At 68.5% G+C, this 23,113-nt stretch carries 26 protein-coding genes; 14 read left to right on the top strand and 12 right to left on the bottom strand.

The window, feature by feature from the left end; all coding sequences use genetic code 11:
- Window positions 1-58: 58 nt before the first annotated feature.
- From ACO05L_RS00180 to arfB, 4 genes are read left to right on the top strand one after another with little or no spacing between them, the layout of a single operon-like run.
- The gene (locus tag ACO05L_RS00180) at window positions 59-1,567 is read left to right on the top strand and encodes an amidohydrolase (RefSeq protein WP_421730164.1); all 1,509 of its coding nucleotides are present in this window, start codon (window positions 59-61) and stop codon (window positions 1,565-1,567) included.
- The gene (locus ACO05L_RS00185) at window positions 1,567-2,931 is read left to right on the top strand and encodes an amidohydrolase family protein (protein ID WP_421730165.1); all 1,365 of its coding nucleotides are present in this window, start codon (window positions 1,567-1,569) and stop codon (window positions 2,929-2,931) included. Before ACO05L_RS00180 ends, ACO05L_RS00185 begins: the two co-directional genes overlap by 1 nt.
- Before the next feature lie 13 nt (window positions 2,932-2,944).
- The gene (locus ACO05L_RS00190) at window positions 2,945-3,445 is read left to right on the top strand and encodes a YaiI/YqxD family protein (protein WP_421730166.1); all 501 of its coding nucleotides are present in this window, start codon (window positions 2,945-2,947) and stop codon (window positions 3,443-3,445) included.
- Window positions 3,442-3,840: an alternative ribosome rescue aminoacyl-tRNA hydrolase ArfB gene (arfB, locus tag ACO05L_RS00195; RefSeq protein ID WP_421730167.1), complete on the top strand. Its 399-nt coding sequence runs from the start codon at window positions 3,442-3,444 to the stop codon at window positions 3,838-3,840. Before ACO05L_RS00190 ends, arfB begins: the two co-directional genes overlap by 4 nt.
- A gap of 9 nt (window positions 3,841-3,849) precedes the next feature.
- Here the strand turns inward: arfB and ACO05L_RS00200 are convergent, their stop codons facing one another.
- The 5 genes from ACO05L_RS00200 to ACO05L_RS00220 all read right to left on the bottom strand — a co-directional run bounded on the left by ACO05L_RS00200 (window position 3,850) and on the right by ACO05L_RS00220 (window position 7,886).
- Window positions 3,850-4,461 (bottom strand): hypothetical protein, encoded by a 612-nt coding sequence (locus ACO05L_RS00200; RefSeq protein WP_421730168.1) that lies wholly within the window; start codon window positions 4,459-4,461, stop codon window positions 3,850-3,852.
- Between the two features lie 226 nt (window positions 4,462-4,687).
- Complete coding sequence (locus ACO05L_RS00205; protein ID WP_421730169.1) at window positions 4,688-5,188, bottom strand: hypothetical protein; 501 nt, start codon at window positions 5,186-5,188, stop codon at window positions 4,688-4,690.
- Window positions 5,189-5,211: 23 nt separating this feature from the next.
- Window positions 5,212-6,816, bottom strand: a complete 1,605-nt coding sequence (gene ubiB / locus ACO05L_RS00210; protein ID WP_421730170.1) for a 2-polyprenylphenol 6-hydroxylase — start codon at window positions 6,814-6,816, stop codon at window positions 5,212-5,214.
- Entirely contained in the window at window positions 6,804-7,598 is a 795-nt protein-coding gene (locus ACO05L_RS00215) for a class I SAM-dependent methyltransferase (protein WP_421730171.1), read from the bottom strand. The genes ubiB and ACO05L_RS00215 overlap by 13 nt, the downstream gene beginning before the upstream one ends.
- Window positions 7,599-7,652: 54 nt before the next feature.
- On the bottom strand, window positions 7,653-7,886 hold the full coding sequence (locus ACO05L_RS00220; RefSeq protein WP_421730172.1) for a hypothetical protein: 234 nt from the start codon (window positions 7,884-7,886) through the stop codon (window positions 7,653-7,655).
- Window positions 7,887-8,074: 188 nt separating this feature from the next.
- Here ACO05L_RS00220 and ACO05L_RS00225 point away from each other — a divergent pair, with 188 nt between their 5' ends.
- The 6 genes from ACO05L_RS00225 to ACO05L_RS00250 all read left to right on the top strand — a co-directional run bounded on the left by ACO05L_RS00225 (window position 8,075) and on the right by ACO05L_RS00250 (window position 10,811).
- Window positions 8,075-8,317 carry a hypothetical protein gene (locus tag ACO05L_RS00225; protein WP_421730173.1) on the top strand — a complete coding sequence of 81 codons (243 nt, stop codon included), beginning with the start codon at window positions 8,075-8,077 and terminating at the stop codon, window positions 8,315-8,317.
- Window positions 8,318-8,536: 219 nt separating this feature from the next.
- Entirely contained in the window at window positions 8,537-8,749 is a 213-nt protein-coding gene (locus tag ACO05L_RS00230; RefSeq protein WP_421730174.1) for a cold-shock protein, read from the top strand.
- Between the two features lie 160 nt (window positions 8,750-8,909).
- Window positions 8,910-9,629, top strand: a complete 720-nt coding sequence (locus tag ACO05L_RS00235; RefSeq protein ID WP_421730175.1) for a heme ABC transporter permease — start codon at window positions 8,910-8,912, stop codon at window positions 9,627-9,629.
- Between the two features lie 12 nt (window positions 9,630-9,641).
- Window positions 9,642-9,836, top strand: a complete 195-nt coding sequence (ccmD, locus tag ACO05L_RS00240; RefSeq protein ID WP_421730176.1) for a heme exporter protein CcmD — start codon at window positions 9,642-9,644, stop codon at window positions 9,834-9,836.
- A complete protein-coding gene (locus ACO05L_RS00245; RefSeq protein ID WP_421730177.1) occupies window positions 9,833-10,408 on the top strand; it encodes a DsbE family thiol:disulfide interchange protein in 576 nt (191 codons plus the stop codon). Before ccmD ends, ACO05L_RS00245 begins: the two co-directional genes overlap by 4 nt.
- Window positions 10,409-10,553: 145 nt before the next feature.
- The gene (locus ACO05L_RS00250; protein WP_421730178.1) at window positions 10,554-10,811 is read left to right on the top strand and encodes a hypothetical protein; all 258 of its coding nucleotides are present in this window, start codon (window positions 10,554-10,556) and stop codon (window positions 10,809-10,811) included.
- Here the strand turns inward: ACO05L_RS00250 and ACO05L_RS00255 are convergent.
- From ACO05L_RS00255 to ftsY, 3 genes are all read right to left on the bottom strand, one after another.
- Window positions 10,808-11,455, bottom strand: a complete 648-nt coding sequence (locus tag ACO05L_RS00255) for a MarR family winged helix-turn-helix transcriptional regulator (protein WP_421730179.1) — start codon at window positions 11,453-11,455, stop codon at window positions 10,808-10,810. The two genes, ACO05L_RS00250 and ACO05L_RS00255, sit on opposite strands and share 4 nt — an antisense overlap.
- 347 nt (window positions 11,456-11,802) lie before the next feature.
- On the bottom strand, window positions 11,803-12,486 hold the full coding sequence (locus ACO05L_RS00260) for an inner membrane-spanning protein YciB (protein WP_421730180.1): 684 nt from the start codon (window positions 12,484-12,486) through the stop codon (window positions 11,803-11,805).
- A gap of 1 nt (window position 12,487) precedes the next feature.
- A complete protein-coding gene (gene ftsY, locus ACO05L_RS00265; protein WP_421730181.1) occupies window positions 12,488-13,441 on the bottom strand; it encodes a signal recognition particle-docking protein FtsY in 954 nt (317 codons plus the stop codon).
- 184 nt (window positions 13,442-13,625) lie between these two features.
- On the opposite strand from ftsY, the gene ACO05L_RS00270 reads away from it, so the two are divergent.
- Together ACO05L_RS00270 and ACO05L_RS00275 are read left to right on the top strand one after the other, a co-directional pair.
- The gene (locus tag ACO05L_RS00270; RefSeq protein ID WP_421730182.1) at window positions 13,626-15,920 is read left to right on the top strand and encodes an NAD(+) synthase; all 2,295 of its coding nucleotides are present in this window, start codon (window positions 13,626-13,628) and stop codon (window positions 15,918-15,920) included.
- Between the two features lie 147 nt (window positions 15,921-16,067).
- A complete protein-coding gene (locus tag ACO05L_RS00275) occupies window positions 16,068-16,292 on the top strand; it encodes an alkylphosphonate utilization protein (protein WP_421730183.1) in 225 nt (74 codons plus the stop codon).
- Window positions 16,293-16,307: 15 nt separating this feature from the next.
- Here ACO05L_RS00275 and ACO05L_RS00280 read toward each other — a convergent pair whose 3' ends face one another.
- The 4 genes from ACO05L_RS00280 to ACO05L_RS00295 form a co-directional block, all read right to left on the bottom strand.
- Window positions 16,308-17,513, bottom strand: coding sequence for a cation:proton antiporter (locus tag ACO05L_RS00280; RefSeq protein ID WP_421730184.1), 1,206 nt, complete (start codon window positions 17,511-17,513; stop codon window positions 16,308-16,310).
- A 155-nt stretch (window positions 17,514-17,668) separates the two neighbouring features.
- Entirely contained in the window at window positions 17,669-18,685 is a 1,017-nt protein-coding gene (locus tag ACO05L_RS00285; protein ID WP_421730185.1) for an HlyD family secretion protein, read from the bottom strand.
- A gap of 20 nt (window positions 18,686-18,705) precedes the next feature.
- Entirely contained in the window at window positions 18,706-19,461 is a 756-nt protein-coding gene (locus ACO05L_RS00290) for an ABC transporter ATP-binding protein (protein WP_421730186.1), read from the bottom strand.
- Window positions 19,458-20,630: an ABC transporter permease gene (locus ACO05L_RS00295; protein WP_421730187.1), complete on the bottom strand. Its 1,173-nt coding sequence runs from the start codon at window positions 20,628-20,630 to the stop codon at window positions 19,458-19,460. Before ACO05L_RS00295 ends, ACO05L_RS00290 begins: the two co-directional genes overlap by 4 nt.
- 168 nt (window positions 20,631-20,798) lie before the next feature.
- Between ACO05L_RS00295 and ACO05L_RS00300 the strand changes: the two genes are divergently transcribed.
- Window positions 20,799-21,335 carry a GNAT family N-acetyltransferase gene (locus ACO05L_RS00300; protein ID WP_421730188.1) on the top strand — a complete coding sequence of 179 codons (537 nt, stop codon included), beginning with the start codon at window positions 20,799-20,801 and terminating at the stop codon, window positions 21,333-21,335.
- Between the two features lie 208 nt (window positions 21,336-21,543).
- On the top strand, window positions 21,544-23,022 hold the full coding sequence (locus ACO05L_RS00305) for a S41 family peptidase (protein WP_421730189.1): 1,479 nt from the start codon (window positions 21,544-21,546) through the stop codon (window positions 23,020-23,022).
- Window positions 23,023-23,113 lie beyond the last annotated feature (91 nt).

Below are 23,113 nucleotides of genomic sequence, written 5' to 3' on the forward strand. Positions count from 1 at the left end.
CGCGCCGACCTGTAATCGCCCCATCCAGCGCCGTCGGGCGCCCAGCCATAAGCGCCCCATGACCGTTTCCGCCCCACAGGCGTCTCGCCTTCCTATCTCGCGACTGGCGGCCCTGGCCTGCCTCGCCGCCGGGGCCCTGGCCCTGTCCGCCTGCGCCACGACCGGCGCCGAACCCGCCAAGCCCGACCGCCCCGCCAGCGGCGGCGCCAATCGCACCCTGGCCATCGGCCTGGACGCCTCGACCAATCCCGATCCCTTCCCCTCGACCTATCAGCCCTTGCCGCGCAGGAACGCTGCGATCGTCGGCGGCACGGTCTTCACCGCCACGGGCCTGAGGATCGAGAACGGCGTGGTCCTGATGGCCGACGGCAAGGTCGAGGCCGTCGGCGGCACCGACACCGCGGTCCCCGCCGGTTATGAGGTGATCGACGCGCGCGGTCGCTTCGTCACCCCCGGCGTCATCGACATCCACTCCCACCTCGGCGTCTATCCCTCGCCCGGCGTCATGGGGATGAGCGACGGCAACGAAGCGACAAGCCCCAACACCGCACAGGTCTGGGCCGAGCATTCCCTGTGGCCCCAGGACCCCGGCTTCAACACCGCCCGCGCGGGCGGGGTCACCACCCTGGGCATCCTGCCCGGCTCGGCCAACCTGTTCGGCGGGCGCGGCGTGACCATCCGCAACGTGCCCTCCATCACCATGCAGGGGATGAAGTTCCCGAGCGCCCCCTACACGCTGAAGATGGCCTGCGGCGAGAACCCCAGCCGCGTCTATGGCTCGCGCAACCAGTCGCCGGCCACCGGCATGGGCAATGTCGCCGGCTACCGCGCCGCCTTCATCGCCGCGCGCGAATACAAGGAGAAGTGGGACAAGTGGCGCGACACAGGCGAGGGCTCGCCGCCGACGCGCAACCTTCAGAACGAGACCTTGGCCGGGGTTCTGGACGGGTCTATCCTGATCCAGAACCACTGCTACCGGGCCGACGAGATGGCCATGATGATCGATATCGGCCGCGAGTTCGGCTATAAGGTCACCACCTTCCACCACGCCATCGAGGCCTACAAGATCGCGCCCCAGTTGGCCGCAGAGGGCATCTGCGCGGCCATGTGGACCGGCTGGTGGGGCTTCAAGATGGAGGCGCTCGACGCCATTGAGGCCAATGCCGCCCTGGTCGACGCGCCTGAGGGATCGTGCGCGGTCATCCACTCCGACGACGCCGAACTGACCCAGCGCCTGAACCAGGAGGCCGCCGCCGCCCTGGCCGCCGGGCGAGCTGCGGGCCTCGACATCGCCGAGGAACACGCCGTCGCCTGGTTCACCATCAACGCCGCCCGCGCCATCGGCATCGCCGACCAGACCGGCTCGCTGGAGCCCGGCAAGCGCGCCGACGTGGTGATCTGGTCCGCCGATCCGTTCAGCATCTACGCCCGCGCCGATCAGGTCTTCATCGACGGCGGAAAGGCCTTCGACCGCTTCGACCCGGCCTATCAGCCGACCTCCGACTTCGAACTGGGCCAGCCCGGCTATGGCCTGAGCGCCGCCTCCGTCAGCCAGGGAGCTCGCTGATGCGCGCCGTCATCCTCACCGCCGTCGCGGCCCTGGCTCTTTCCTCGCCGGCTCTGGCTCAAGAAACCATCGCCATCACCGGCGGCCGCATCCTGACCGGGACCTCGGTCATCGAGAGCGGCACGGTCGTCATGCGCGGCGGACGGATCGTCTCGGTCGGATCCGCCGCCGCCCCCTCGGGCGCGCGAGTCATCGACGCGGCGGGCAAGACCGTCGCCCCCGGCTTCGTCGTGGTCGATTCCGGCCTGGCGGGCTCCGAGGTCTCCTCGGTCAAGGGCTCCAACGACCTGTCCAACGGGGCCAACACGATCAGCGCCTCGTTCGACGTTTCCTACGGCCTGGACCCCTGGTCCTTCACCTTGCCGGTCGCGCGCCTGGGCGGCATCACCCGCGCCGTGGTAGTTCCGGCCCATGCGGGCGGAGGCGGCGGCGCGCACAGCCACCAGGACGACGGCGACGACAATTTCGCTGGCGCGGGCGCAGGCGGCTATCAGTCGCCCGGCCTGTTCGCCGGTCAGGCGGCGGTGATCTCGCTCGCCAGCGGTGGCGGCGACATCCTGGTCACCCCGCGCGTGGCCATGGTCGCGCCCTTCGGCGAGGCCGGGGCCGTCGCCTCGGGCGGCGCGCGCGGGGCCGAGTTCACCCTGTTCAGGGAGACCCTGGCCGAGGTCCGCCTCTATGCCCGCAACAAGGCCGCCTATGATCGGGCGGCCCTGCGCGACCTTTCCCTGTCGCGCGCGGACCTCGAGGCCCTGATCCCCGTCGCCAACGGGACCATGCCCCTGATCGTCACCGTCCACCGCGCCTCCGACATCCGCCAGGTCCTGCGTCTGGCGCGCGAAGAAGGCGTCAGGCTGATCCTGGACGGCGCCGAGGAGGGCTGGCTGGTCGCCGCCGACATCGCCTCGGCAGGCGTGCCCGTGCTGGTCAATCCCATCACCAACCTGCCGGGCTCGTTCGAGACCCGCGCGGCGCGGATGGAGAACGCCGCCGCCCTGAACGCCGCGGGCGTGGTCATCGCCATCAAGGGCTCCGAGGGCTCCGTCCACCGGGCGCGCGAGGCCCGCTACAACGCTGGCAACGCCGTCTCGCACGGCCTGCCCTATGAGTCCGCCATCGCCGCCCTCAGCGTCAACCCGGCCCGGATCTTCGGCGCGGGCGGCCGTCTGGGCGAGCTGACGCCGGGCGCCGCCGCCGATGTGGTGATCTGGACCGGCGACCCGCTGGAGCCGCTCAGCCAGGCCTCGGCCGTCTTCATCGACGGTGTCGAACAGCCGATGGAGACCCGCCAGTTGATGCTGCGCGATCGCTACCGCAACGGCGGACGCGCCGCAGGCGGGATGCCGGTCGCCTACGGAAACTGATATGGGGCGGGGCATGACCCTGCCCCGCCTTTTCATCGATGCCGACGCCTGCCCGGTAAAGGACGAAGTCTATCGCGTCGGCGCCCGCTACGGCCTGCACGTCTTCGTGGTGTCCAACACCTGGATCAACACGCCGCGCGAAACCTGGATCGAGCAGGTGGTGGTCGACGCCGGCCCCGACGTCGCCGACGACTGGATCGCCGAGCGCGCCATCACGGGCGACATCGTCATCACCGCCGACATCCCCCTGGCCGACCGTTGCCTGAAGTCGGGCGCCCAGGCGCTGAAGTCGAACGGACAGCCCTTCACCCCGGACTCCATCGGCTCGGCCCTGGCCGGACGGATGGTGGGCGAGCATCTGCGCTCCATGGGCGTGGCCACGTCCGGCCCGCCGCCGTTCGGCCCGCGCGATCGCTCCAACTTCCTGCAGGCGCTGGATCAGGCCGTGGTGCGGGCCAAAAAGGCCCTGGCCATCGCCGCAGCGACCACGCCCCCAGGACCGGCGCCGCAATGATCATCCCCGAAAGCGAGCTTGAGTTCCGCTTCTTCCGCGCCGGCGGGCCGGGCGGCCAGAACGTCAACAAGGTCTCGACCGCCGTGCAGATGCGCTTCGACGCCCTGAACTCGCCGTCGCTGAAGGAGGGCCAGAGGGCGCGGCTGATGAAGCTGGCCGGCAGCCGCCTGACCCAGGACGGCGTCATCCTGATCACCGCCGTTCGCCACCGGACCCAGGAACGCAACCGCGCCGACGCCATGGAGCGGCTTCAGGCCATGGTCGACGAGGCGGCGATCGCCCCGACCTACCGCGTCCCGACCCGCCCGACCCGCGCCTCGAAGGAACGCCGGCTGGTCTCGAAATCGCACCGCTCCGGCATCAAGAGCGGACGCGGCAAGCCGGGCGTTGACTGAAAGGCGAACCTAGCGGCGGCGACCGCGAGGCTGGTCGTGGGCTGCGGCCTGCAACTGGGTTTCCGGCAGTTCGGCCAGGGTCAGAACGCCGTCGCGGTTGGCGTCGAGCAGGCCGAACCAGCGCAGGGTGACGGCGGCCCACTCCTGCTGCGTGATGCGCTGGTTGGTGTTGGTGTCGGCCGTCTTGACCGGCTGGGGCACGTTCAGCAGCCCCGCCATGGCCAGGGGCGTGCCCGCCTGGGCATAGGTGCGGCGCGGCGTCCGATCGACCGGATCGCTCATCGGAACCTCCTGACCCGCCCCGCCCAGGGACAGAGCTCCCAGCAAGCCGCTCCTGCGACCCGGGCGGCCCGATCCGCCACGCCTGCCCGGTACGGCAGGCAGGGTCACGCCGGCGAACAGCCGGGCGATCACGTCTTCGTAGGCGCGGGTTTCGGCGGGACTGATTTCACCATCGGCGTTCTGATCGACGACCCCGAACCAGCGCTGGCCATCGGCGGCGAACTCCTCTGGGGTCAGCCGTCCGTCTTGGTCGGCGTCGGCGCCCTCGAACCACTGGATCACCGGATAGGGTTCGGTGGGTCCCGCCAGAAAGGGTTCGCCGAACGGGCTGGCGAACACCTGGCGCTGAGGCGGCGCGCGTCGTCATCAGGTCCCGCTGCTGCGGCTGCGCCGGGGATGGACGCGACCAGCAGGGCGGCGATGGACGCCGCAACGACGGCGTGTGCGGTGACGGGCTTGGAGGAACGCGGATCGGACATTGGGAGGGCTCCGGCTTGGCTTTGGGTGGTTTCAGCGCGGAAACCTCGGCCTAGCAAGACCCAAGGCCTCGCCGGGCGATTTGGCCTCATTCCGCGCTGGGCGTCTCGGCAGGTTCGGACGGGACCTGGCGGAACAGCAGGACAGCGATCTTGCCCTCCTCGTTCAGGGCGATCATCCACTGGGTCGGGGCCTTGTCGAACATCACGGCGAACATCTCGGCGCCGGTCTCGTTGCCGGCGTGGGCCCCGGCCTGAAGCTCTCCGAAGCCGCGCACGGCCGTGACAATGTCGGCGCTGCGCGCGCGGATACGCATCGCCAGATCGGCCGTCATGGCGTCGTAGTTGGGCGTGCCCGACTGGATGGCCGTGATGGTGGCGCGCAAGGCCGCCTCGGCCGCCTCGACCCGCGCAGCATCCGCCGCAGGGGCGGCAGGGGCGGGGGCTGGGGCCTGGGCCGGCGTCCGGGCCGCGCGCGGGGCGTCGAAGCCGTTGGGCAGGGTTCCCGCCGCCGGTCCGCTCTGGGCCTGGGCCTGGGCCGCCACGGGCATGGCCAGAAGCGCGGAAAGCGCCAGCAGGGCGATCTTCATCTTGGGGTGTCCGTTCGCGGTCATCAGCCTGAAATGACGGACCAAAGCGACAGAACAAGGGCGGCCAGCGAGGCCCCCGTCGCCACCACCAAACAGGCCGACAGCCAGTGGGGCACGCGCGTCACCTGCACCACCGTCTGCTGCGGGGCGGGCGGATCCTGCACCAGTCGCGACAGGGCGCGTGCCCCGCCGATCAGTTCCTTCAGCCCGTCGCGGACCTGGGCGCGCGGCCCCAGTTCGCGCGCGATCCAGCGCTCGACCACCGGCTGGGACGCAGCCCACAGGTCGTGATCGGGGTTCAGCCGGCGCGCCACGCCCTCGACCGAGACCATGGTCTTTTGCAACAGGATCAGCTCGGGCCGCAGGTGCATGTCGAACAGGGCCGTGATCTCGAACAGCTGGCCCAGCAGCCGCCCCATCGACACCTGCGAAGCGGACCGCCCGATGACAGGCTCGCCCACCGCCCTCAGGGCCTGGGCGAAGGCCTCGACCGAATGGTTCGGCGGCACATATCCGGCCTCGAAATGGACGCGGGCGATGCGCGGATAGTCGCGCGTCAGGAAACCCCACAGGATCTCGGCCAGATAGCGCCGCTCGCCCTCCCCCAGCCGCCCGACGATGCCGAAGTCGATCGCCGTGACCTCGGCGGGCGCCGAGCAGAACAGGTTCCCCTCATGCAGGTCGGCGTGGAAGGTGCCGTGGTCCAGCGCCTGGATCAGGAAGGCCTGGACGATGTGGTCGGCCAGCAGGTTGCGGTCCAGCCCCGGCTGTTCAACCGCCAGCGGGTCGGTCATGGGCAGGCCTTGCGCCCACTCCAGCGTCAGCACACGCTTGCCCACCCCTTCCCAGAAGACGGCGGGGGCGGTCATATGGGCCTTCTCGCCGGCCATGATGTCGCGCAGTTCGGACGCGGCGGCCGCCTCCAGCCGCATATCCAGTTCCAGCTCCATCGAACGGGCCACGGTCTCGACGAAGGCGCGCGGCTCCAGACGTCGCGCCGCCGGGACCAGCCGGTTCACCACCCCTGCGCCCAGCCGCATCGAATCCAGACCCAGGGCCACGCGCCGCTCGACGCCGGGCCGCAGCACCTTGACCGCCACCTTGCGCCCGTCCGCCAGCCAGGCCGGATGGGCCTGGGCCAGGGAGGCGGCGCCGATGGGATCGCCGAAATCCGTGAACAGGCTGTCCACCGTCCGGCCCAGCGACCGCTCGATCTCGCGCCGGGCCTGTTCGGTGGGAAAGGGCGCCAGCTTGTCCTTCAGCCGCCCCAGGTCGGTGGCGAACTCGGCCCCGAAGATGTCGGCGCGGGTGGCCATGACCTGGCCCAGCTTGATCGCCACCGGCCCCAAATGCTCGAACGCCCGACCCAGCCGTTGGCCGGGCCGCCCGTCACGCCCCTCGCGCCCGGCGAACAGATGCAGCACGCCCGCGATGGGCCGCGCCCAAGCGGGCAGGACGCCCGTGATCTCGCGCGGCAGCAGTACGTCGTGCCGCGCCAGAACGCCCAGCCAGCCGATCAGCCGCCAGCTGGCGCCCAGCGGATCGCGCACCTTCAGGGGCGCAGGCGGCGTCGGGGCCACGCGGTACAGGGGCGAGCCAGATCTTTCAGAGGTGGTCAGATCGCCCACCCGAAATGGATCGCCGCAACGCCGCCGGCTAGGTTGGTCACGGTCACGTTCCGGAAGCCGGCGGTCTCGATCATGGTCTTGAAGGTGGGCTGGTCGGGGAAGCGGCGGATGCTTTCGACCAGGTACTGATAGCTGTCGCGATCCTTGGCCACCCAGCCGCCGATGCGCGGGATGGCGTGGAAGGACCAGGCGTCATAGGCCTTGCGGATGACCTCGGTCGTGGGCCGCGAGAACTCCAGGCAGATGAACCGCCCGCCGGGCTTCAGCACGCGGCGCGCTTCCGACAGGGCCACGGCGATGTCGGCGACATTCCTGATGCCGAAGCTGATCGAATAGGCGTCGACCGAGGCGTCGGGCAGAGGCAGGGCCATGGCGTCGCCGACGCTCCACGACATCTCCGGCTCGCCGCCCTTGTCGACACCGGCCATGATCATCTCGGCATTGTAGTCCAGCACGATGACCGAGGCGTTTTCGCCCCCGCGACGCTCCTGGGCCCGGCGCGCCATCTTGGAATAGCGCCGCGCCATGTCGCCAGTACCGCCCGCGACATCCAGGATGGTCTCGCCGGGGCGGGGGTTCAGCTTGGCGGCGGCCGCGTCCTTCCACAGCCGGTGGACGCCCCCGCTCATCAGGTCGTTCATCAGGTCGTAGTTGGAGGCGACGCTGTCGAACACCTCGCGCACCATGCCGACCTTGGCCTTGGCGTCGACGTCGCGAAAGCCGAACGAAGAGGTCGTGCCCGAGCTGTGCGGGCGCGACGAGGAGGAGGAGGCGTCGGTCATAACGGGGGTTTACCCGTTCGCAGGCCCGCCGTCACCGCTCCGTCGAACCGCAGATCAGTTGATCCGCGAGCCGCCGCCCCGAATAATGCAGGCATAGTCCCGGGCCGGCTCGCCGCTGACCGCGCCGGTCGGCTGCAGGATGCCTTCGCGGGCGGTGCAGTCGCTGGTCAGGCGATCCATCTCCTGGCTGTAGCGGCTGGGCGGGCCGCCAGCCGAGGCACAGGCGCCAAGCGTCACGGCGAGGACGCCGACCAGTGCGAGAGGGGCCGTCACGGATGGGATGCGCATCGGTTTATTCCTGCTCAAGGGCGCACGGGTTCAAAAAACGTGACGCCGTTCGGCGATCATACCGCTCTGCGGATGAACGGCAGATAACGGATTTTCGAGCGATCGGACGGAGAGGCGCGCACCGTCCGCTACCGGACACAGGCAGCCGACGCCTCGCATATCACCGGGCTAGCGCCTATCTAGGGTCAATGACCTTCAGACTCACCACCATCGAGCGTGCTTACGAACTGGCCAAGAGCGGTTCGTGCCGCACCGTCGGCGACATCAAGGCCAAACTTCAGGCCGAGGGCCACGAACGGGTTCAGGACCGTCTGTACGGCGGCTCTTTGACCTCGGCCCTGCGCAAGCTCTGCACCGCCCACTACATCGCCCCCGAAGGCGAAGAGGAACCGGCCGCCTCCGCCGCCGAGGACCAAGAAGAAGAGGCATAGGTTTCTATCCCGCCATCGGCGGGCGCGGCCCGCCGCCAGCCCGATTGAACAAGCCCGCTTGTTTAGGCTTTCGAACTGGCGCATAATGGACTTCGTCGATCTCTCTGCGTAACGCCCTCTCTCTTTGCGAACGCACCGAGTTTCCAGGCCTTTCCCATTCAGAACCGACAGGTCCCGTGTGCTTTTGCACGTGGCCAATCGCTAGCGGAGGTCCTTAAAATGGCTACCGGCACTGTCAAATGGTACAACTCCACCAAGGGTTACGGCTTCATCGAGCCCTCGGACGGCGGCAAGGACGTGTTCGTGCACGTTTCGGCCGTTGAAACTTCGGAACTGAACACCCTCAACGAAGGCCAAAAGGTCTCCTACGAGGTCGAGCGCGACCGTCGCACCGGCAAGGAATCTGCCGGTCAGCTGAAGGCCGCCGAATAGTCTTTTCTGACTTTTCGAGTGACTTGCGGGGTCGGTGCGAAAGCGCCGGCCCCGTTTTCAATTCTCCTCCCCGGCGCCGCTCGGCGATGGGAGGAGAGCCTCGCGCCCCTTGCCGCCCAAGCTCTTGCTCCCCCGCCTCGGCCCGCGTAATCCCCAGCCCATGTTCGGCCTCGCCAATCCCGAGCGCTTCATGCGCTTCACCGGCCCGCTGACCCCGTGGCTCTGGGGGCTGGCCGCCGTGCTGCTCGCCGTCGGAACCTGGCTCAGCTTCACCGCGCCGGGCGACTATCAGCAGGGCGACACCGTCCGCATCATGTTCGTCCACGTCCCCGCCGCCATCATGGGCACCGTGGTCTATGCCGCCCTGGGCGTTTCCAGCTTCTTCGCCCTGGTCTTCCGCCACCCGCTGGCCGACGCCGCGGGCCGCGCCGCCGCCCTGCCCGGCGCCGCCTTCACCGCCCTGGCCCTGGTCACCGGCTCGCTGTGGGGCCAGCCGATGTGGGGAACCTGGTGGGTCTGGGACGCGCGCCTGACCTCGGTGCTGGTGCTGTTCCTCTTCTATCTCGGGTACATGGCCCTGCGCTCCAGCATCGACGACGAGCAGAAGGCCGGCCGCGCCGCCGCCGTGCTGGGCCTGGTCGGCCTGATCAACCTGCCCATTGTCAAATTCTCGGTCGACTGGTGGAACACCCTGCATCAGCCGGCCTCCCTGCTGCGGGCCGGCGGCTCCAGCCTGGACCCCGTCTTCCTGTGGCCCCTACTGACCATGATGGCCGCCTATGGCGCGCTGTTCGCCGCCGTCTGGCTGACCTCGATCCGCACCGAGGTGACGCGCCGCCGGGTGCTGAGCCTGCGCGCCCGCAAAGCCCTGGAAGCCTGAGGAGAAGGCCTGATGCTCGACCTCGACATGAGCCCCTACGCCGCCTTCGTCTGGCCCGCCTGGGGCCTGAGCCTGCTGGTGCTGGCCGGCCTGTCCGCCCGCGCCCTGATCGCCGCCCGGCGCTGGAAGGCCGAGCTCAAGACGCTGGAAGATACGGACGAAACCCGCGCTCAAGCAGCGCGAAGCGCGGTAGCGCAAGAAACATGAACCGCTGGCTGGCGACGATCCCGCTGGTGGTGCTGACCGGACTGGCGATCCTGTTCATCGGCTGGTCGCTGAAACGCGATCCGGCCTACAAGCCCGACGCCGCCGTGGGCCAGCCCATCGCCGAGACCGTCCTGCCCATCCTGCAGGGTTCGGTCGCCGGGCCGCAGAACGTGGACCTGAAGACCGCCGGCGTCGGCCGCCCCATGCTGGTCAACGTCTTCGCCAGCTGGTGCGCGCCCTGCCGGATCGAGCATCCCAAGCTGATGGCCTTGAAGGCCGAGGGCGTCGCCATCGTCGGCGTCGCCTACAAGGACGAGCCGGAGGCCACCGCCGCCTTCCTGGAAGAGCTGGGCGACCCCTTCTCCATGGTCCTGGTCGATCACGAAGGCCGCGCCGGGCTGGACCTGGGCGTGTCCGGCGTGCCCGAGACCTTCGCCGTCGACGCCATGGGCCGGGTCACCGCCAAGGTCTCCGGCCCCCTGCTGGACGACGCCGAGATCGACCGCCTGGTCGCCTCGATGCAGGCCGCGCCCCGGCCCCCGCCAACGGCGACCCAGCGCTCGCCTTCTTAAGAGGGTCGCTTCGCGACGCGCTAACGCTCGGCTCGCGGAGCCTCGCTGCTTCAGCGCGAAGCAGCAAGCGCCCGCGGCATGAGCGACAGCGCCCCCTAGCGACGCCGTTAACCCTTTTTCGAGAGAGGTCGTTAACCTTGTCGGCATGAGCGCGATTCGACCCGATCTGCCCGCCACGTCATCTCCGGTTCGGAGCCCGGTCCCGGCCCAGACGCCGGGCTCGGCCGGCGCGCGCAGCGCCCAAGCCGCCTTCTTCCGCGCCGCCATGGGACAGGCCGAGGCGCCGCAGCAGGCGCGGTCCTCGGTCCAGCCCGCCGTCACCCGGACGACCACCTCGCCGAGTTCCGCTCAGCCGGCGGATCGCACCGCCCGCCCCGGCAGCCTGCTGGATATCCGCGTCTAGACGGAGGGCTCTGGCTCGAGCGCAGGTTCGGCCTCGACCTCGACCGGCGCCTTCGTCTTCTTGATCTTGCCGGCCTTCCGGGCCGCCGCCTCGGCCTTCAGCTCGGCCTTTTCCGCCGCCTTGACCGCGCGCCGCGCCTCCTTGGCGGCCTTGCGCGCCGCCTTGGCGTCAGCCTTGGCCAGGTCCGGAGCGGCGTCGGCGCGACCGGCCAACTCGCTCAGAAGTTCGATGAAGCCCTCGCGTCTGGCCTTGGGCATCAGGGCCATGATCCGCCGGTCCGCCGCCTCGACCCGAGGCCGCGCCGCGATCAGGACCGCCTCGCCCGCCGCCGCCAGCCTGACGGCCTTGGCGCGAGCGTCGAGCGCCGATTTCTCGCGCTCCAGCAGCCCCTTGGCCGTCATCCGCGTGACCAGGTCGGCCAGGGTCGAACGGTCGATGCCGGTGGCGCGCACCAGATCGGTCTGGGTCAGGCCCGGCTGGCCCGAGACGGCCTCCAGCACCGCGAACTGACGCTGGGTCGGACCGTCCGGCCCCGCTTCCTCGGCATAGATGTCCAACGCCAGTTGCAGCACGCGGTGCATCAGATGGCTGGGCGACGCCGTCAGGGCGTCCGCCCGCTTGCCCGACTTGCCGGATTTGACCATGGCCCTGTCCTCGTCGGCGCGCGTCCCATGACTTCGCGCCGTGGACGGAAGGTTAGCAGTCCGGCTTTACGGTTTGACGACAGGTCTGTTGGGGTCGCTGACGCGACGCGCTAACGCTCGTGACGCGGTCGCTCACTGCTTGAGCGCATTCTGGCTTTAGAGCGCTACCGCTCGCGACGCGGTCGCTCACTGCTTGAGCGCATCTGTCTTAGAGCGCTAACGCTCGGCTCGCGGAGCCTCGCGGCATGAGCGCGCGTCTTCTCCCTGTTCGCCGCTTGGCGAATGGGAGGTGGCTCGGAGCGAAGCGGTGAGACGGAGGGGGTCTTCAAGCCCCCGGCGCCTGACCCCTAAGGCAGCACTTCCGGCTCGATCGGCGCGGTGGCGTCCACCGGCCCGTCCGACACCAGGTTCTTCATGATCAGCGGGATGTTGGACAGTCCAAAGACCGAAGAGGCGATCCACAGCACGCCCCGGAAACTGACCCAGACATCCGCTGGATCGACGCCCGTCATCCCCATCCGCGTCGCGGCCCAGCCGACCAGGGCCTCGGACCGGACCAGTTCGTTGACCACCGCCACGGCGGCGAAATACAGTCCATAGCGCAGGGTCAGCACGCGCCAGGCAGCGTCGTTGACCGGGATGACCGAGCCCAGCAGCGCCTTCAGCGGCTGCTTCTTCAGCCACAGCCCGCCCAGCAGGGCGATGGCCAGGCAGGTGTTCAGCACCGTCACCTTCAGCTTCACGAACAGGTCGTCCTGGAACACCAGGGTCAGGACCCCGAACACCAGGGCGAAACCGCCGACCAGCAGGGGCATCAGGGCCAGGCGCTTCTCGACCATCAGGCCGACCACCACCGCGACCACCGATCCGGCCACCAGCCCCCAGGTCGCATGGACCAGGGCCTCGGACCCCGGCAATCCGCGAACGCGGAAGAAGATGAAGACGGCGGCGAAGGCGGCCAGGGCGCCGAAATCGACGACCTGACGGATCCAGGTCGGCGCCTTGGACGCGGTCTCGACGGAGTCGGTCATTTCAGTCCTCCAGCCCCACCAGGGATCTAGAAAAGGCGCGGGCGTCGAAGGGTTGCAGATCCTCGATGCCTTCGCCGACGCCGATCAGCTTCAGCGGCGCATCCGACGCCTGGGCCACGGGCACCAGAACCCCGCCGCGGGCCGTGCCGTCCAGCTTGGTCATGACGATGCCGGAGACATAGGCGGCCCGGCCGAACACCTGTTCCTGAGCAAGCGCATTCCTGCCCACCGTGGCGTCCAGCACCAGCAGGGTCTCATGCGGGGCGTCCGGATCAATCTTCTTCAGCACCCGCACGATCTTGAGCAGTTCGTCCATCAGGGCCGACTTGTTCTGCAGCCGCCCGGCGGTGTCGATCAGCACGACATCGTAGTTCTCGGCCCGCGCCTTGGTGTAGGCGTCAAACGCCAGCCCGGCAGGATCGGCCCCGTCGCGGCGGCTCTCGAAATCGGCGCCCGAGCGCTCGGCCCAGACCTTCAGCTGCTCGCGGGCGGCGGCGCGGAAGGTGTCGCCGGCGACGATCATCACCTTGGCGCCCTTGCCCGTCAGGTCGGCGGCGATCTTGCCGAGAGTGGTCGTCTTGCCCGATCCGTTGACGCCGACGAACAGGACCACAAACGGCTTGATCCCGCCCGCCACGCCGTCCGCACCCAGCGGGTCGAAGCTGGCCTGACGCGGCAGCAGTTCGGCGGCCACGGCCTCGGCCAAGGCCTCCTTGATCTCGCGCTCATTGGAGGTCTTGCCGAAGCGCAGCTCGCGGAACCGGGCCACGATCCGATCAGTCGCGGCGGGGCCCAGGTCGCTTTCGAGCAGATGCTCTTCCAGCCGCTCCAGCGCCGCCTCGTCGAGCGGCTCCTTGGTCATGCCCCCGACGACCGTCTCGGTGATCTGTTTGGAGGACTTGGCCAGACCGTCGGACAGACGCTGGAACCAGCCTTTTTTCGGCGTATCGTTCATGGATTGGCTTTAGCCGCACCTTGAGGCCGCGTCACGCGAACGATGGCGCGGCATTCGACCTCGCATGGCCTCGGGCTGTGATAGGCTGTGCCCGTCGGCGCCCTCCGCTTCATCTCGGCCCGCTCGCAGGATTTCAGACCATTCAGACCCTTCAGACCCGGTTTCATCCCTCCCAGAGTTTGAAATGGCTCTCCGAGCCAGCCCGATTTCAGACTATTCAGACTATTCAGACCCGGTTTCATCCGTCTCGGGGTCTGAAATCCGCACCGGCCGCCGTCCGGTCCATCCGCGCCGAAACGACCAGGACGCCCACGAAGTGACCCAGACCTCCGCCCCTGCGCACCACCCCTTCTACAGCGCCCGCACCCACGGCTTCGTCCGCGTCGCCGCCGCGACCCCGGTGGTGCATATTGCCGATCCGAAGGCCAACGCTATCGAGCATGAAGCTCTGATCCGTCAGGCCGCCGAACAGGGCGTCGACCTGATCGTCTTCCCTGAGCTGAGCCTCAGCGCCTACGCCATCGACGACCTGCACATGCAGGCGGCCTTGCTGGAAGAAGTCGAACGCCAGGTCGCCGATCTCGCCGCCGTCACCGCCGAGACCGGGGTGGTCGCTGTCATCGGCGCGCCCCTGCAGGTCCGCGACCGCCTCTACAACTGCGCCGTGGTGCTGGGCGAGGGCCGGGTCCTGGGCGTCGTGCCCAAGACCTATCTGCCCAACTATCGGGAATACTATGAGAAGCGCTGGTTCAGTCCGGCCGACGACGACCTGCCGGAACTGGCCGGTGACTGGGGCGCCTTTGGCACACGGCTGATCTTCGCCGCCGAGAACCGCCCCGGCTTCGTCTTCGGGGTCGAGATCTGCGAGGACTTCTGGTCACCCCTGCCGCCCTCGACCCGTCAGGCCATGGCGGGCGCCCGCATCCTGCTGAACCTGTCCGCCTCCAACATCGTCATCGGCAAGGCGGACGAACGCGCAATGCTCTGCGCCAGCCAGTCGGCGCGGGCCATGGCGGCCTATGTCTTCACCGCCTCGGGCTGGGGCGAAAGCACCACCGACCTGGCCTGGGACGGTCAGGCGACCATCCATGAACTGGGCGCACGCATCGCCGAGGGCGAGCGGTTCGCCATGACCCCTCACCTGACCATCGCCGACATAGACGTCGACCGCATCGGGCTGGAACGGCTGCGCACCGGCACCTTCGCCGACTGCGCCCGTCGTGAACTGGATGCGGACAGGGCCTTCGACACCGTCCTGTTCGAGGCCAATCCTCCCCCATCGGGGGAGGGGGACCACGAAGTGGTGGAGGGGGCCAACCCAGCCACGGTATCTGGGGCTAGCCCCCTCCACCCCGGCGCAAGCGCGCCGCGGTTCCCCTCCCCCGATGTGGGAGGATTGATCCGCCCCCTCGACCGCTTCCCCTTTGTGCCCGACGACGCGGCGCGGCTGGATCAGGACTGCTACGAGGCCTTCAACATCCAGGTCCAGGGCCTGATGCGGCGGCTGAAATCGACGGGTTCGAAGACGATCGTCATCGGCGTCTCGGGCGGGCTGGATTCGACCCAGGCCCTACTGGTCGCCTGTGGCGCCTTCGACCGGCTGGAGATGCCGCGCACCGACATCCTGGCCTTCACCATGCCGGGCTTCGCCACCTCGGACGGCACCAAATCCAACGCCTGGAGCCTGATGAAGGCCCTGGGCGTCACCGGCGCCGAACTGGATATCCGCCCCGCCGCCGAACAGATGCTGAAGGACATCGGCCATCCGTTCGCCGATGGCCAACCCGTCCACGACATCACCTTCGAGAACGTGCAGGCGGGCCTGCGCACCGACTATCTGTTCCGCCTGGCCAACCAGAACCATGGCTTTGTGCTGGGCACCGGCGACCTGTCGGAACTGGCCCTGGGCTGGGCCACATACGGCGTCGGCGACCATATGAGCCACTACAACGTCAACGGCGGGGTGGCGAAGACCCTGATCCGGCACCTGATCCGCTGGGTCGCCGCCCGGCCGGAGATGGCGGCGGCGTCGGACGTGCTGAACGCCATCCTCGACACCGAGATTTCGCCCGAACTGGTCCCCGCCGGCGCCGACGGCAAGATCCAGTCGACCGAGGCGACGGTCGGCCCCTATGCCCTGAACGACTTCTTCCTGTTCTACATCACCCGCTTCGGCATGAAGCCGTCCAAGGTCGCCTATCTGGCCCATCAGGCCTGGGGCGACGCCGGCGTCGGCGAATGGCCGGCCCATCACCCCGAGGCGGACCGCGTCGCCTGCGACCTGGCCACGATCAAGTTCTGGCTGAGGAAGTTCCTGGTGCGCTTCTTCCAGACCAGCCAGTTCAAGCGCTCGGCCCTGCCCAATGGGCCCAAGGTGGTGACCGGCGGCTCGCTGTCGCCGCGCGGCGACTGGCGCGCGCCCTCGGACGGCAATGCGCGGGTCTGGCTGGACGAACTCGACGCCAACGTGCCGGACTAAACATAACCCCCGTCACCCTCGGACTTGATCCGAGGGTCGGATTATCCGCCGCTCCGCCTTTGCGGCTCGGCAAAGCCCACGACTATTGTTTCGCCACACGTCCGATCTTCGGGTCACGCCCGAGGATGACGCAGAAAGACTATCCCCATGACCGACACCCCGACCAAGGATTCCAACGGCAATATCCTCGCCGACGGCGACAGCGTGACCCTGATCAAGGACCTCAAGGTCAAGGGCTCGGGCGGGGTGACGCTGAAACGTGGGACCCTGGTCAAGAACATCCGCCTGACCGGCGACGAGGACGAGATCGAGGCCAATGTCGACAAGGTGCGCGGCCTGGTCCTGCGCACCGAGTTCGTCAAGAAGGCCTGACCTCTGGCCGGCCCCCTAGCTTGATCGCCCGATCAGTCCGGCCAGCTTCTTCAACTTGGGCGTCACCATCGGGATCGACAGCATGGTCGATCCCACCGCCATCAGCAGCAGGGCGGTGAAGGTCTCGTTGGTGATGATCTGCTTGTCCAACAGGATGTTGGCGAAAATGATCATGATCAGGGCCTTGGTCTGCAGCAGCCAGCCGATGATCGAGGCCTCGCCCTTCTCCCATTTCAGGATGCGCCCGGCCAGGTGAACCCCGGCCAGCTTGCCCGCCACAGAGGCGAACAGCAGCACGGCAGCGGCGCCGAACACCATAACCCCGCCCACGTCCCACTGGGTCCGCAGACCGGTGGACAGGAAGAAGACCGGCATGATGGCCAAGAGCACATTGCCGCGGAAATCGTCCATCTGCTTTTCGTTGAACCAGCCCTTGTCCAGCACGGCGCCCGACAGGAAGGCGCCCACCATGAAGTGCAGCCCGGCCCAGTCGGCGGCCAGCCCACAGGCCGCCAGCCAGATCAGGCCGACGTACCAGCGGTCCCGCTCGGGGATGCGCGCCATGATCCAGCGCACGGCCCAGGTGGCGACGGCGAAGCCCAAGAGAAACGCGCCCTGGCGACCGATCCGCTCCCAGTCCAGCAGGATCACGGCCAGCACGCCCCAGATGGCGATGTCGTCCAGGCTGGCGTAGCGCAGCACCCGCTGTCCCAGCGGCTCGCGCAGGATGTCCAGCTTTTCCATGAACAGGACCAGGATCGGCAGGGCGGTCACGGCGCAGGCCATGCCGATGCCCAGCACCACCTGCCAGGTCTGACCCTCGGGTCCGGCCCAGCCGGGGAACATCAGCATCCCCATGGCGGCGACGCTGCCGAAGGCCAGGGGGACCAGCAGGGCGGAGCCGGCCGTGATGCTGGTCTCTCCGCGCCTGGCCCAGGCCTGTTTCAGGTCCAGCTCGATGCCCGCGACCCAGACGAAGATCATCACCGCCCACCAGGCGATCCCGTTGAGCGCGGTGACCACCTGCGGGTTGAAGACGAAGGCGTAATAGTCGGGAAAGACCGCCCCCAGGACGCCAGGCCCCAGCAGGATGCCGCCGATGATCTGCACCACCACCAGGGGCGCATAATAATCGGTCTTGAACACCCGCCATATCAGGTAGGGCACGGTGAAGATGATCAGCATCGCGATCAGGAAGATCTCGGTGGTGGTCATGTGCATGGCGTCGCGCCCCCTTTCCGCCCTCCCGCACTGTCAGCGCGCGGTGAGAACGGTCCCAGCGACAGATATGGCACGAAGATTCGTCGCTCGGAAAGCGTGGGTCGGCGGCTGAAACGGATCGTGACGATCCGCGCCAGCCCTGGTCAGATCAAGCCCTAGCCCTGACGCGCAGGCGCCTGCATGGCGCGGTCCGCAGGCACACCGGCCTCGATGGCGCGCGGCGCGCCCGCCGTCTGGCCGGGCTTCATGAACTTGACCAGCACCCGCTGACCGATCAGCAGGGGGGCGTCCCCGGCCGAGACCACGACCTCGACGACCCGCTCGTCGGAGCGTTGCGAGGGATCGTCCGAGGCCAGCTTGCGGGCGCCGAACACGGCGGCGCGGCGCAGCACCGTGCCGATATAGATCTTGGACGGGTCGCCCTCGGGGGTGATCTCGACGGCCTGGCCGTTGGTGACATTGGGGATGTCGCTCTCGACGATCTCGGCGCGGGCGATGCGCGGGGCGTCGGGCTCAAGGTCGAACATGGCCGACACGTTCAGGGTCGAGGCGCCGGCGCCAGGGTTGGCGTAGCGGCGCACGATACGGCCCGCCATCGGGCTGCGGATGACGGTCAGTTCCTGGTCGTACTCGGCCTGGGACAGCTGGGCGCGGGCGGTCTGTACGGCGGCCTGCTGCGAGCCCAGCTGGGCGCGGGCGGTGGCGATGGCGTCGCGGGCTTCATCCATCCGGGCGGCGGCGACGAAGTTGGTGGCGACCAGCTTTTCCAGCCGCTCATACTCGCGCTGGGCGGTGTTGATGCTGACCTGGATCTGGCTGAGTTGGCTCTGGGCCTGGGCTACGGCGGCGCGAGCGCTCTGCACGGCCAGGCGCGCCTCGTCGTCCTCCTGGCGGGCCAGGATCTGGCCGGCGGAGACGGTGTCGCCCTCCTGCACCAGCACCTCGCGGATGATGCCGCCGCGACGCGCCGCGACCTGGATGATGCCGCCCTCGATATCGACCTTGCCGTTGGCGATGGCGGAATAGGGGCTGTCGACCTTGGTCGCCGCCGCCTTCTCGACCTCGGCCTTCTTGGCCGCGCCAGCCTTGGACATGACGGAGAAACCGACGACGAGGATGATGACCAGCAGGACGCCGATCCAGGTCCATTTGTTCTTGAGGAAGGCGGGCATGGTGTCTGTCCTACGGGCGATCAGTGCGACGCCAGAACGGCGTCGGGATTGGGGATGCGGCGCTCGTCACTGATGATGACGCCGTCTTCGATGTGGATGACCCGGTCGGCCCAGGCTTCCAGGCGCGGGTCGTGGGTGACGCAGATCACCGCCGCGCCATGCTCGGTCGCCGCCCGCCGCAACAGGCGGATGACGACCTGGCCGTTCTCGCCGTCCAGGGCCGAGGTCGGTTCGTCGGCGAACAGGATCTTGGGATCCTTGGCCAGGGCGCGGGCGATGGCGACGCGCTGCTTCTCGCCGCCGGACAGGGCCGCTGGACGCTGGTTCAGGCGATGGCCCAGCCCCACCTCGGTCAGGGCCTCGGTGGCGCGCGCCTTGGCCTGGCTGGGCGTCAGGCCCTGGTACTTCAGCACCGTGGTCACCTGCTGCAGGGCGGTCAGGGCCGGGAACAGGTTGAAGCCCTGGAAGATGAAGCCGCAGTGATCCAGCCGGAACTTGTCGATCCGACCGGCCGACAGCTTCCACAGGTCGTCGACATCCAGCGCATCGACCCGACCCTGCTCGGGCTTCAACAGGCCCGACAGGGCGGCGATCAGGGTGGACTTGCCCGAGCCGGACGGTCCCATGACCATGGTCAGGTCGCCGTGGCGGGCGTCGAAATCCACGCCCTTCAGCACCTCGACAAAGGCCTTGCCCGACTTGAAGCGCTTGGTTAGCGCCTTGGCCTCGATGGCGAAATCGCCATGCTTGCCGTGAACCTTGGTGTGAGCATTCATCGCAGCAGGTCCGCCGGTTGGCTGTTCTTCAATATGCCCATCGACAGGAAGCCGGACATCATGGCGATCAGGATCAGGCCGCCGCCGACCACCAGCAGCAGGCTGAACGGCAGGGCGATGATGACGGCGTTGGCCGCCGCCAGCAGCGAGACCAGCCAGGTCAGGGTGATGGCCGCCACGACCCCGGCGATCCCGACCCAGAAGCTCAGCTCCACGACAATGCGGCGCAGCGACGGCATGCCTACGCCCAGGGCCCGCAGAGAGGCGAACTCCTTGATATTGGCCATGATGGCGCCGCGCAGGGTCTGCCAGGTGATGGCCACGCCGATGATGATCCCCAGGACGACGCAGCCGCCGATGATGATGACCAGGATGCCTTCCTCGAACATGCCGGCAGCGTTGGCGTCGGCCAGTTCCTGGCGCGTCCAGGCCTTCCACTGGCCATTGCCCATGGCGTTCAGCTGAGCGGCGACGACGCCTGCCCGCGCCGGATCGCGCAGCTTGACCATTAGGGGGCCGACGCGCGGCCCGGTGTCGGCCTGGCCCAGCATCCGCAGGGTGTCGCGCGACATGACCACGGTGGACTGCATCATGTTGGGATAGCCGCGCAGCACCGCCGCGACCGTCACCGTCTGGCCGTTGTACAGGGCCTTGTCGCCCAGCTTGACGCCCAGGGGCTTCAGCGCCGTTTCGTCGATGGCGACGGTGAAGGGCTGGCGCAGGGCGTCGATCAGCTCGCGCGAATAGTCGGTCGGGATGGTCACCGATCCGGGCGTGGTGTCGATGATCGAGGCCTGGACGTATTTCTGGCGCGGGGCGCCCTGACGGGCTCGCTCGGCCTGGGTCATGGTCGGGTCGACGTTCTTGACGCTCTGGAACGAGCCGCCGGCGCCGTCCAGCGGCTGGACCTCGACCACATCCGGGTGGTTGTAGGCGAGCGGGATGAACCGGCGAGGCACGCCCGAAGGGCCGCTCATCAGGTTCTTGGCGCCCGGCTGCATGATGATGATGTCGGCGCTGGAGCGCTCGATCGTGGCGGTGAAGCCCTTGCCGATGCCGATGAAGACCCCGGTCATGGCCAGAACCAGCAGGCCCGACAGGGCCAGCGCCATCACCGCGGCCATGTAGCGGCGCCATTCAAACAGCAGCGTCGAGAGCGCAAGCGACATGGACTGAGTTCAACCCCGTTTCAGGAGGCGAAACCTGACCGGGGATAGGGCGAGGGCCAAGTTAAATCGGGGTAAGGCGGAACGGGGCTATGTCGGCGACAGGTGCGCGCATGGACGCGCGGCCCGGCCGGGGCTAGTCCCGCAGTCCCTGCAAGGAGCCCGCCGTCCATGTCGCATACCCTCCGGCCAGCCACGGTCGATGACATCGCGGCACTGCACGTCCTGGTCACGCGCGCCTATCGGGGCGACGCCGCCCGACTGGGCTGGACCCATGAGGCGGATCTGCTGGACGGGCAGAGGATCGACCCCGAGGCCCTGGCCGAGGCTATCGCAGATCCGTCGCGCGTCATCCTGACCGCCCACCGCGACGGCGTCCTGATCGGCTGCGTCATGGTGGCGGACCAGGCGGACGGATCAGCCTATCTGGGGATGCTGTCGGTCGAGCCGACCCTGCAGGCCGCAGGGCTCGGCCGAGCCCTGCTGGACGCCGCCGACGCCGAAGCCGCCGCGCGTTTCGGCGCCTCGCGCATGGAGATGACGGTCATCCCGCACCGGACCGAACTGATCCGCTGGTACGAGCGGCGCGGCTATGTCCTGACCGGCGCGACGGCGGAGTTTCCCATGGACGACGTGCGCTTCGGCCTGCCCAAACGCCGCGACCTGTCGTTCGTGGTCTTGGCCAAGACGCTGCCTGTGGCGCGATAGCCCCGACGATTGGCTTCAAACCCGGCGCGAAGGCGAGGCGAGCGACGAGCCGACAAACCCCGCCCATCCCGAATCCCCTTTCAAATCCGACCTGACGCTGATTTTATCCAACGAACGCGACGCCGCCACGATTTGAAGTGACACCGGTTCCGCAAATCACTGACCGGGGCGTGGCCAAGACCGGATGCGCCTGACCGAAAGAGACCGAATGCGTAGACTGTTCCTGGCCGGCGGCGCCGCCCTCGCCCTCGGCGCCGTGGGCGTCGGCCTGACCGGCATGGCCGCCCAGACGCCCCGGAACGAGACCTTCCGGATGCTTCAGCTGTTCGGCGACGTCCTGGCCGTGGTCGAACAGGCCTATGTCGTTCCGGTCGATAACCAGAAGCTGATCGAGGCGGCCCTGGCCGGGATGATGACCGCGCTGGATCCGCATTCCAACTATCTGGCCCCGGACGGATATTCCGAGCTGCAGGAGCGGACCTCGGGCGAATACTCGGGCGTCGGCCTGACCATCACGGTCGAGGGCGGTCTGGTGAAGATCATCTCGCCAATGGACGACAGCCCCGCCGGACGCGCGGGTGTGCAGGCCGGCGACATCATCTCGGCCATCAACGGCCAGAACGCCGCAGGCCTGAGCGTCACCGCCGTGTCCGAGAAGCTGCGCGGCCCGATGGGGACCTCGGTCACCGTCACCTTCCTGCGTGACGGCGAGGAGGCGCGCGACGTCGTCCTGACCCGCGAGGTCATCAAGGTCGAATCCGTCACCGGACGCCTGGAGGGCGATTTCGCCTATCTGCGCATCTCGACCTTCAACGAGAACACCGGACGCGAACTGGCCGAGACCATCACCCGGCTCAAGGCCGAGAAGCCCGACATCAAGGGCTATGTGCTGGATCTGCGCAACAACGGGGGCGGCCTGTTGACCGCCGCCATCGACGTATCCGACGCCTTTTTGGAACGCGGCGAGATCGTCAGCCAGCGCGGACGCCGGCCCGACCAGATCGAACGCTATGCCGCCAAGCCCGGCGACATGACAGGCGGCCTGCCGGTCGTCGTCCTGATCAACTACGGCTCGGCCTCGGCGTCCGAGATCGTCGCCGGCGCCCTGAAGGATCATCAGAGAGCGACCCTGGTCGGCCTGACGACCTTCGGCAAGGGTTCGGTCCAGACCGTCATTCCCCTGGGCGGCGGCCGCGACGGCGCCCTGTCGATCACGACGGCGCGCTACTACACGCCCTCGGGCGCTTCGATCCAGAAGATCGGCATCGAGCCGGATCTGGAGGTGGCCCGTTCCGAGGCAGAGGCGCGCATCGTGTCCCGCTCCAGCTTCATCTATTCCGAGGCCGCCTACGCCACGGCCCTGGACGCCTCCATCGGGGCCGAACGCCGGGGATCGCACACGCCGCGCGAGGCGCCGGGAGAGGAGTTCGACAAGACCAAGGATTACCAGTTGCAGCGTGCTCTGGACGTACTGCGGGCCGGCGGCGATCTGGCGCGACTGACGCCTGCGCCCAATACGGTGGTCGTCACCCTGCCCGGCCAGACGCCTGTGGTGGACGAGAACACCGAGGAGGACGCGCCAACGCCGGAATCGATACCCCCGGCGCCCGCGACCGACCCCAGCGCCCCGCCCCCGCGGACGCCCGAGGTGACGCCTGGAAACTTGCCGACGCCCCAGCGTCGATAGACGCGGGGGTTCGTGCGTCGAACATGGCTAACGGCCGTTAGGGTTTCTTAACCGCCGCCCGTCAGAGTGAGGCCGAATGGACCGCCTGCGG

It is taken from the genome of Brevundimonas sp., from assembly GCF_965227765.1.
Taxonomy (GTDB): Bacteria; Pseudomonadota; Alphaproteobacteria; order Caulobacterales; family Caulobacteraceae; genus Brevundimonas.

Coding starts and splice junctions, on each gene's coding strand:
- ACO05L_RS00275 (WP_421730183.1), top strand. CDS start 16,068: ATGACCGACACCCCGACCAAGGATTCCAACGGCAATATCCTCGCCGAC.
- ACO05L_RS00180 (WP_421730164.1), top strand. CDS start 59: ATGACCGTTTCCGCCCCACAGGCGTCTCGCCTTCCTATCTCGCGACTG.
- ACO05L_RS00290 (WP_421730186.1), bottom strand. CDS start 19,461: ATGAATGCTCACACCAAGGTTCACGGCAAGCATGGCGATTTCGCCATC.
- ACO05L_RS00300 (WP_421730188.1), top strand. CDS start 20,799: ATGTCGCATACCCTCCGGCCAGCCACGGTCGATGACATCGCGGCACTG.
- ccmD (WP_421730176.1), top strand. CDS start 9,642: ATGCTCGACCTCGACATGAGCCCCTACGCCGCCTTCGTCTGGCCCGCC.
- ACO05L_RS00220 (WP_421730172.1), bottom strand. CDS start 7,886: ATGCGCATCCCATCCGTGACGGCCCCTCTCGCACTGGTCGGCGTCCTC.
- ACO05L_RS00255 (WP_421730179.1), bottom strand. CDS start 11,455: ATGGTCAAATCCGGCAAGTCGGGCAAGCGGGCGGACGCCCTGACGGCG.
- ACO05L_RS00280 (WP_421730184.1), bottom strand. CDS start 17,513: ATGCACATGACCACCACCGAGATCTTCCTGATCGCGATGCTGATCATC.
- ACO05L_RS00185 (WP_421730165.1), top strand. CDS start 1,567: ATGCGCGCCGTCATCCTCACCGCCGTCGCGGCCCTGGCTCTTTCCTCG.
- ACO05L_RS00260 (WP_421730180.1), bottom strand. CDS start 12,486: ATGACCGACTCCGTCGAGACCGCGTCCAAGGCGCCGACCTGGATCCGT.
- ACO05L_RS00250 (WP_421730178.1), top strand. CDS start 10,554: ATGAGCGCGATTCGACCCGATCTGCCCGCCACGTCATCTCCGGTTCGG.
- ACO05L_RS00295 (WP_421730187.1), bottom strand. CDS start 20,630: ATGTCGCTTGCGCTCTCGACGCTGCTGTTTGAATGGCGCCGCTACATG.
- ACO05L_RS00225 (WP_421730173.1), top strand. CDS start 8,075: ATGACCTTCAGACTCACCACCATCGAGCGTGCTTACGAACTGGCCAAG.
- ACO05L_RS00230 (WP_421730174.1), top strand. CDS start 8,537: ATGGCTACCGGCACTGTCAAATGGTACAACTCCACCAAGGGTTACGGC.
- ftsY (WP_421730181.1), bottom strand. CDS start 13,441: ATGAACGATACGCCGAAAAAAGGCTGGTTCCAGCGTCTGTCCGACGGT.
- ACO05L_RS00270 (WP_421730182.1), top strand. CDS start 13,626: ATGGCTCTCCGAGCCAGCCCGATTTCAGACTATTCAGACTATTCAGAC.
- ACO05L_RS00235 (WP_421730175.1), top strand. CDS start 8,910: ATGTTCGGCCTCGCCAATCCCGAGCGCTTCATGCGCTTCACCGGCCCG.
- ACO05L_RS00190 (WP_421730166.1), top strand. CDS start 2,945: ATGACCCTGCCCCGCCTTTTCATCGATGCCGACGCCTGCCCGGTAAAG.
- ACO05L_RS00285 (WP_421730185.1), bottom strand. CDS start 18,685: ATGCCCGCCTTCCTCAAGAACAAATGGACCTGGATCGGCGTCCTGCTG.
- ACO05L_RS00305 (WP_421730189.1), top strand. CDS start 21,544: ATGCGTAGACTGTTCCTGGCCGGCGGCGCCGCCCTCGCCCTCGGCGCC.
- arfB (WP_421730167.1), top strand. CDS start 3,442: ATGATCATCCCCGAAAGCGAGCTTGAGTTCCGCTTCTTCCGCGCCGGC.
- ACO05L_RS00245 (WP_421730177.1), top strand. CDS start 9,833: ATGAACCGCTGGCTGGCGACGATCCCGCTGGTGGTGCTGACCGGACTG.
- ACO05L_RS00215 (WP_421730171.1), bottom strand. CDS start 7,598: ATGACCGACGCCTCCTCCTCCTCGTCGCGCCCGCACAGCTCGGGCACG.
- ACO05L_RS00205 (WP_421730169.1), bottom strand. CDS start 5,188: ATGAAGATCGCCCTGCTGGCGCTTTCCGCGCTTCTGGCCATGCCCGTG.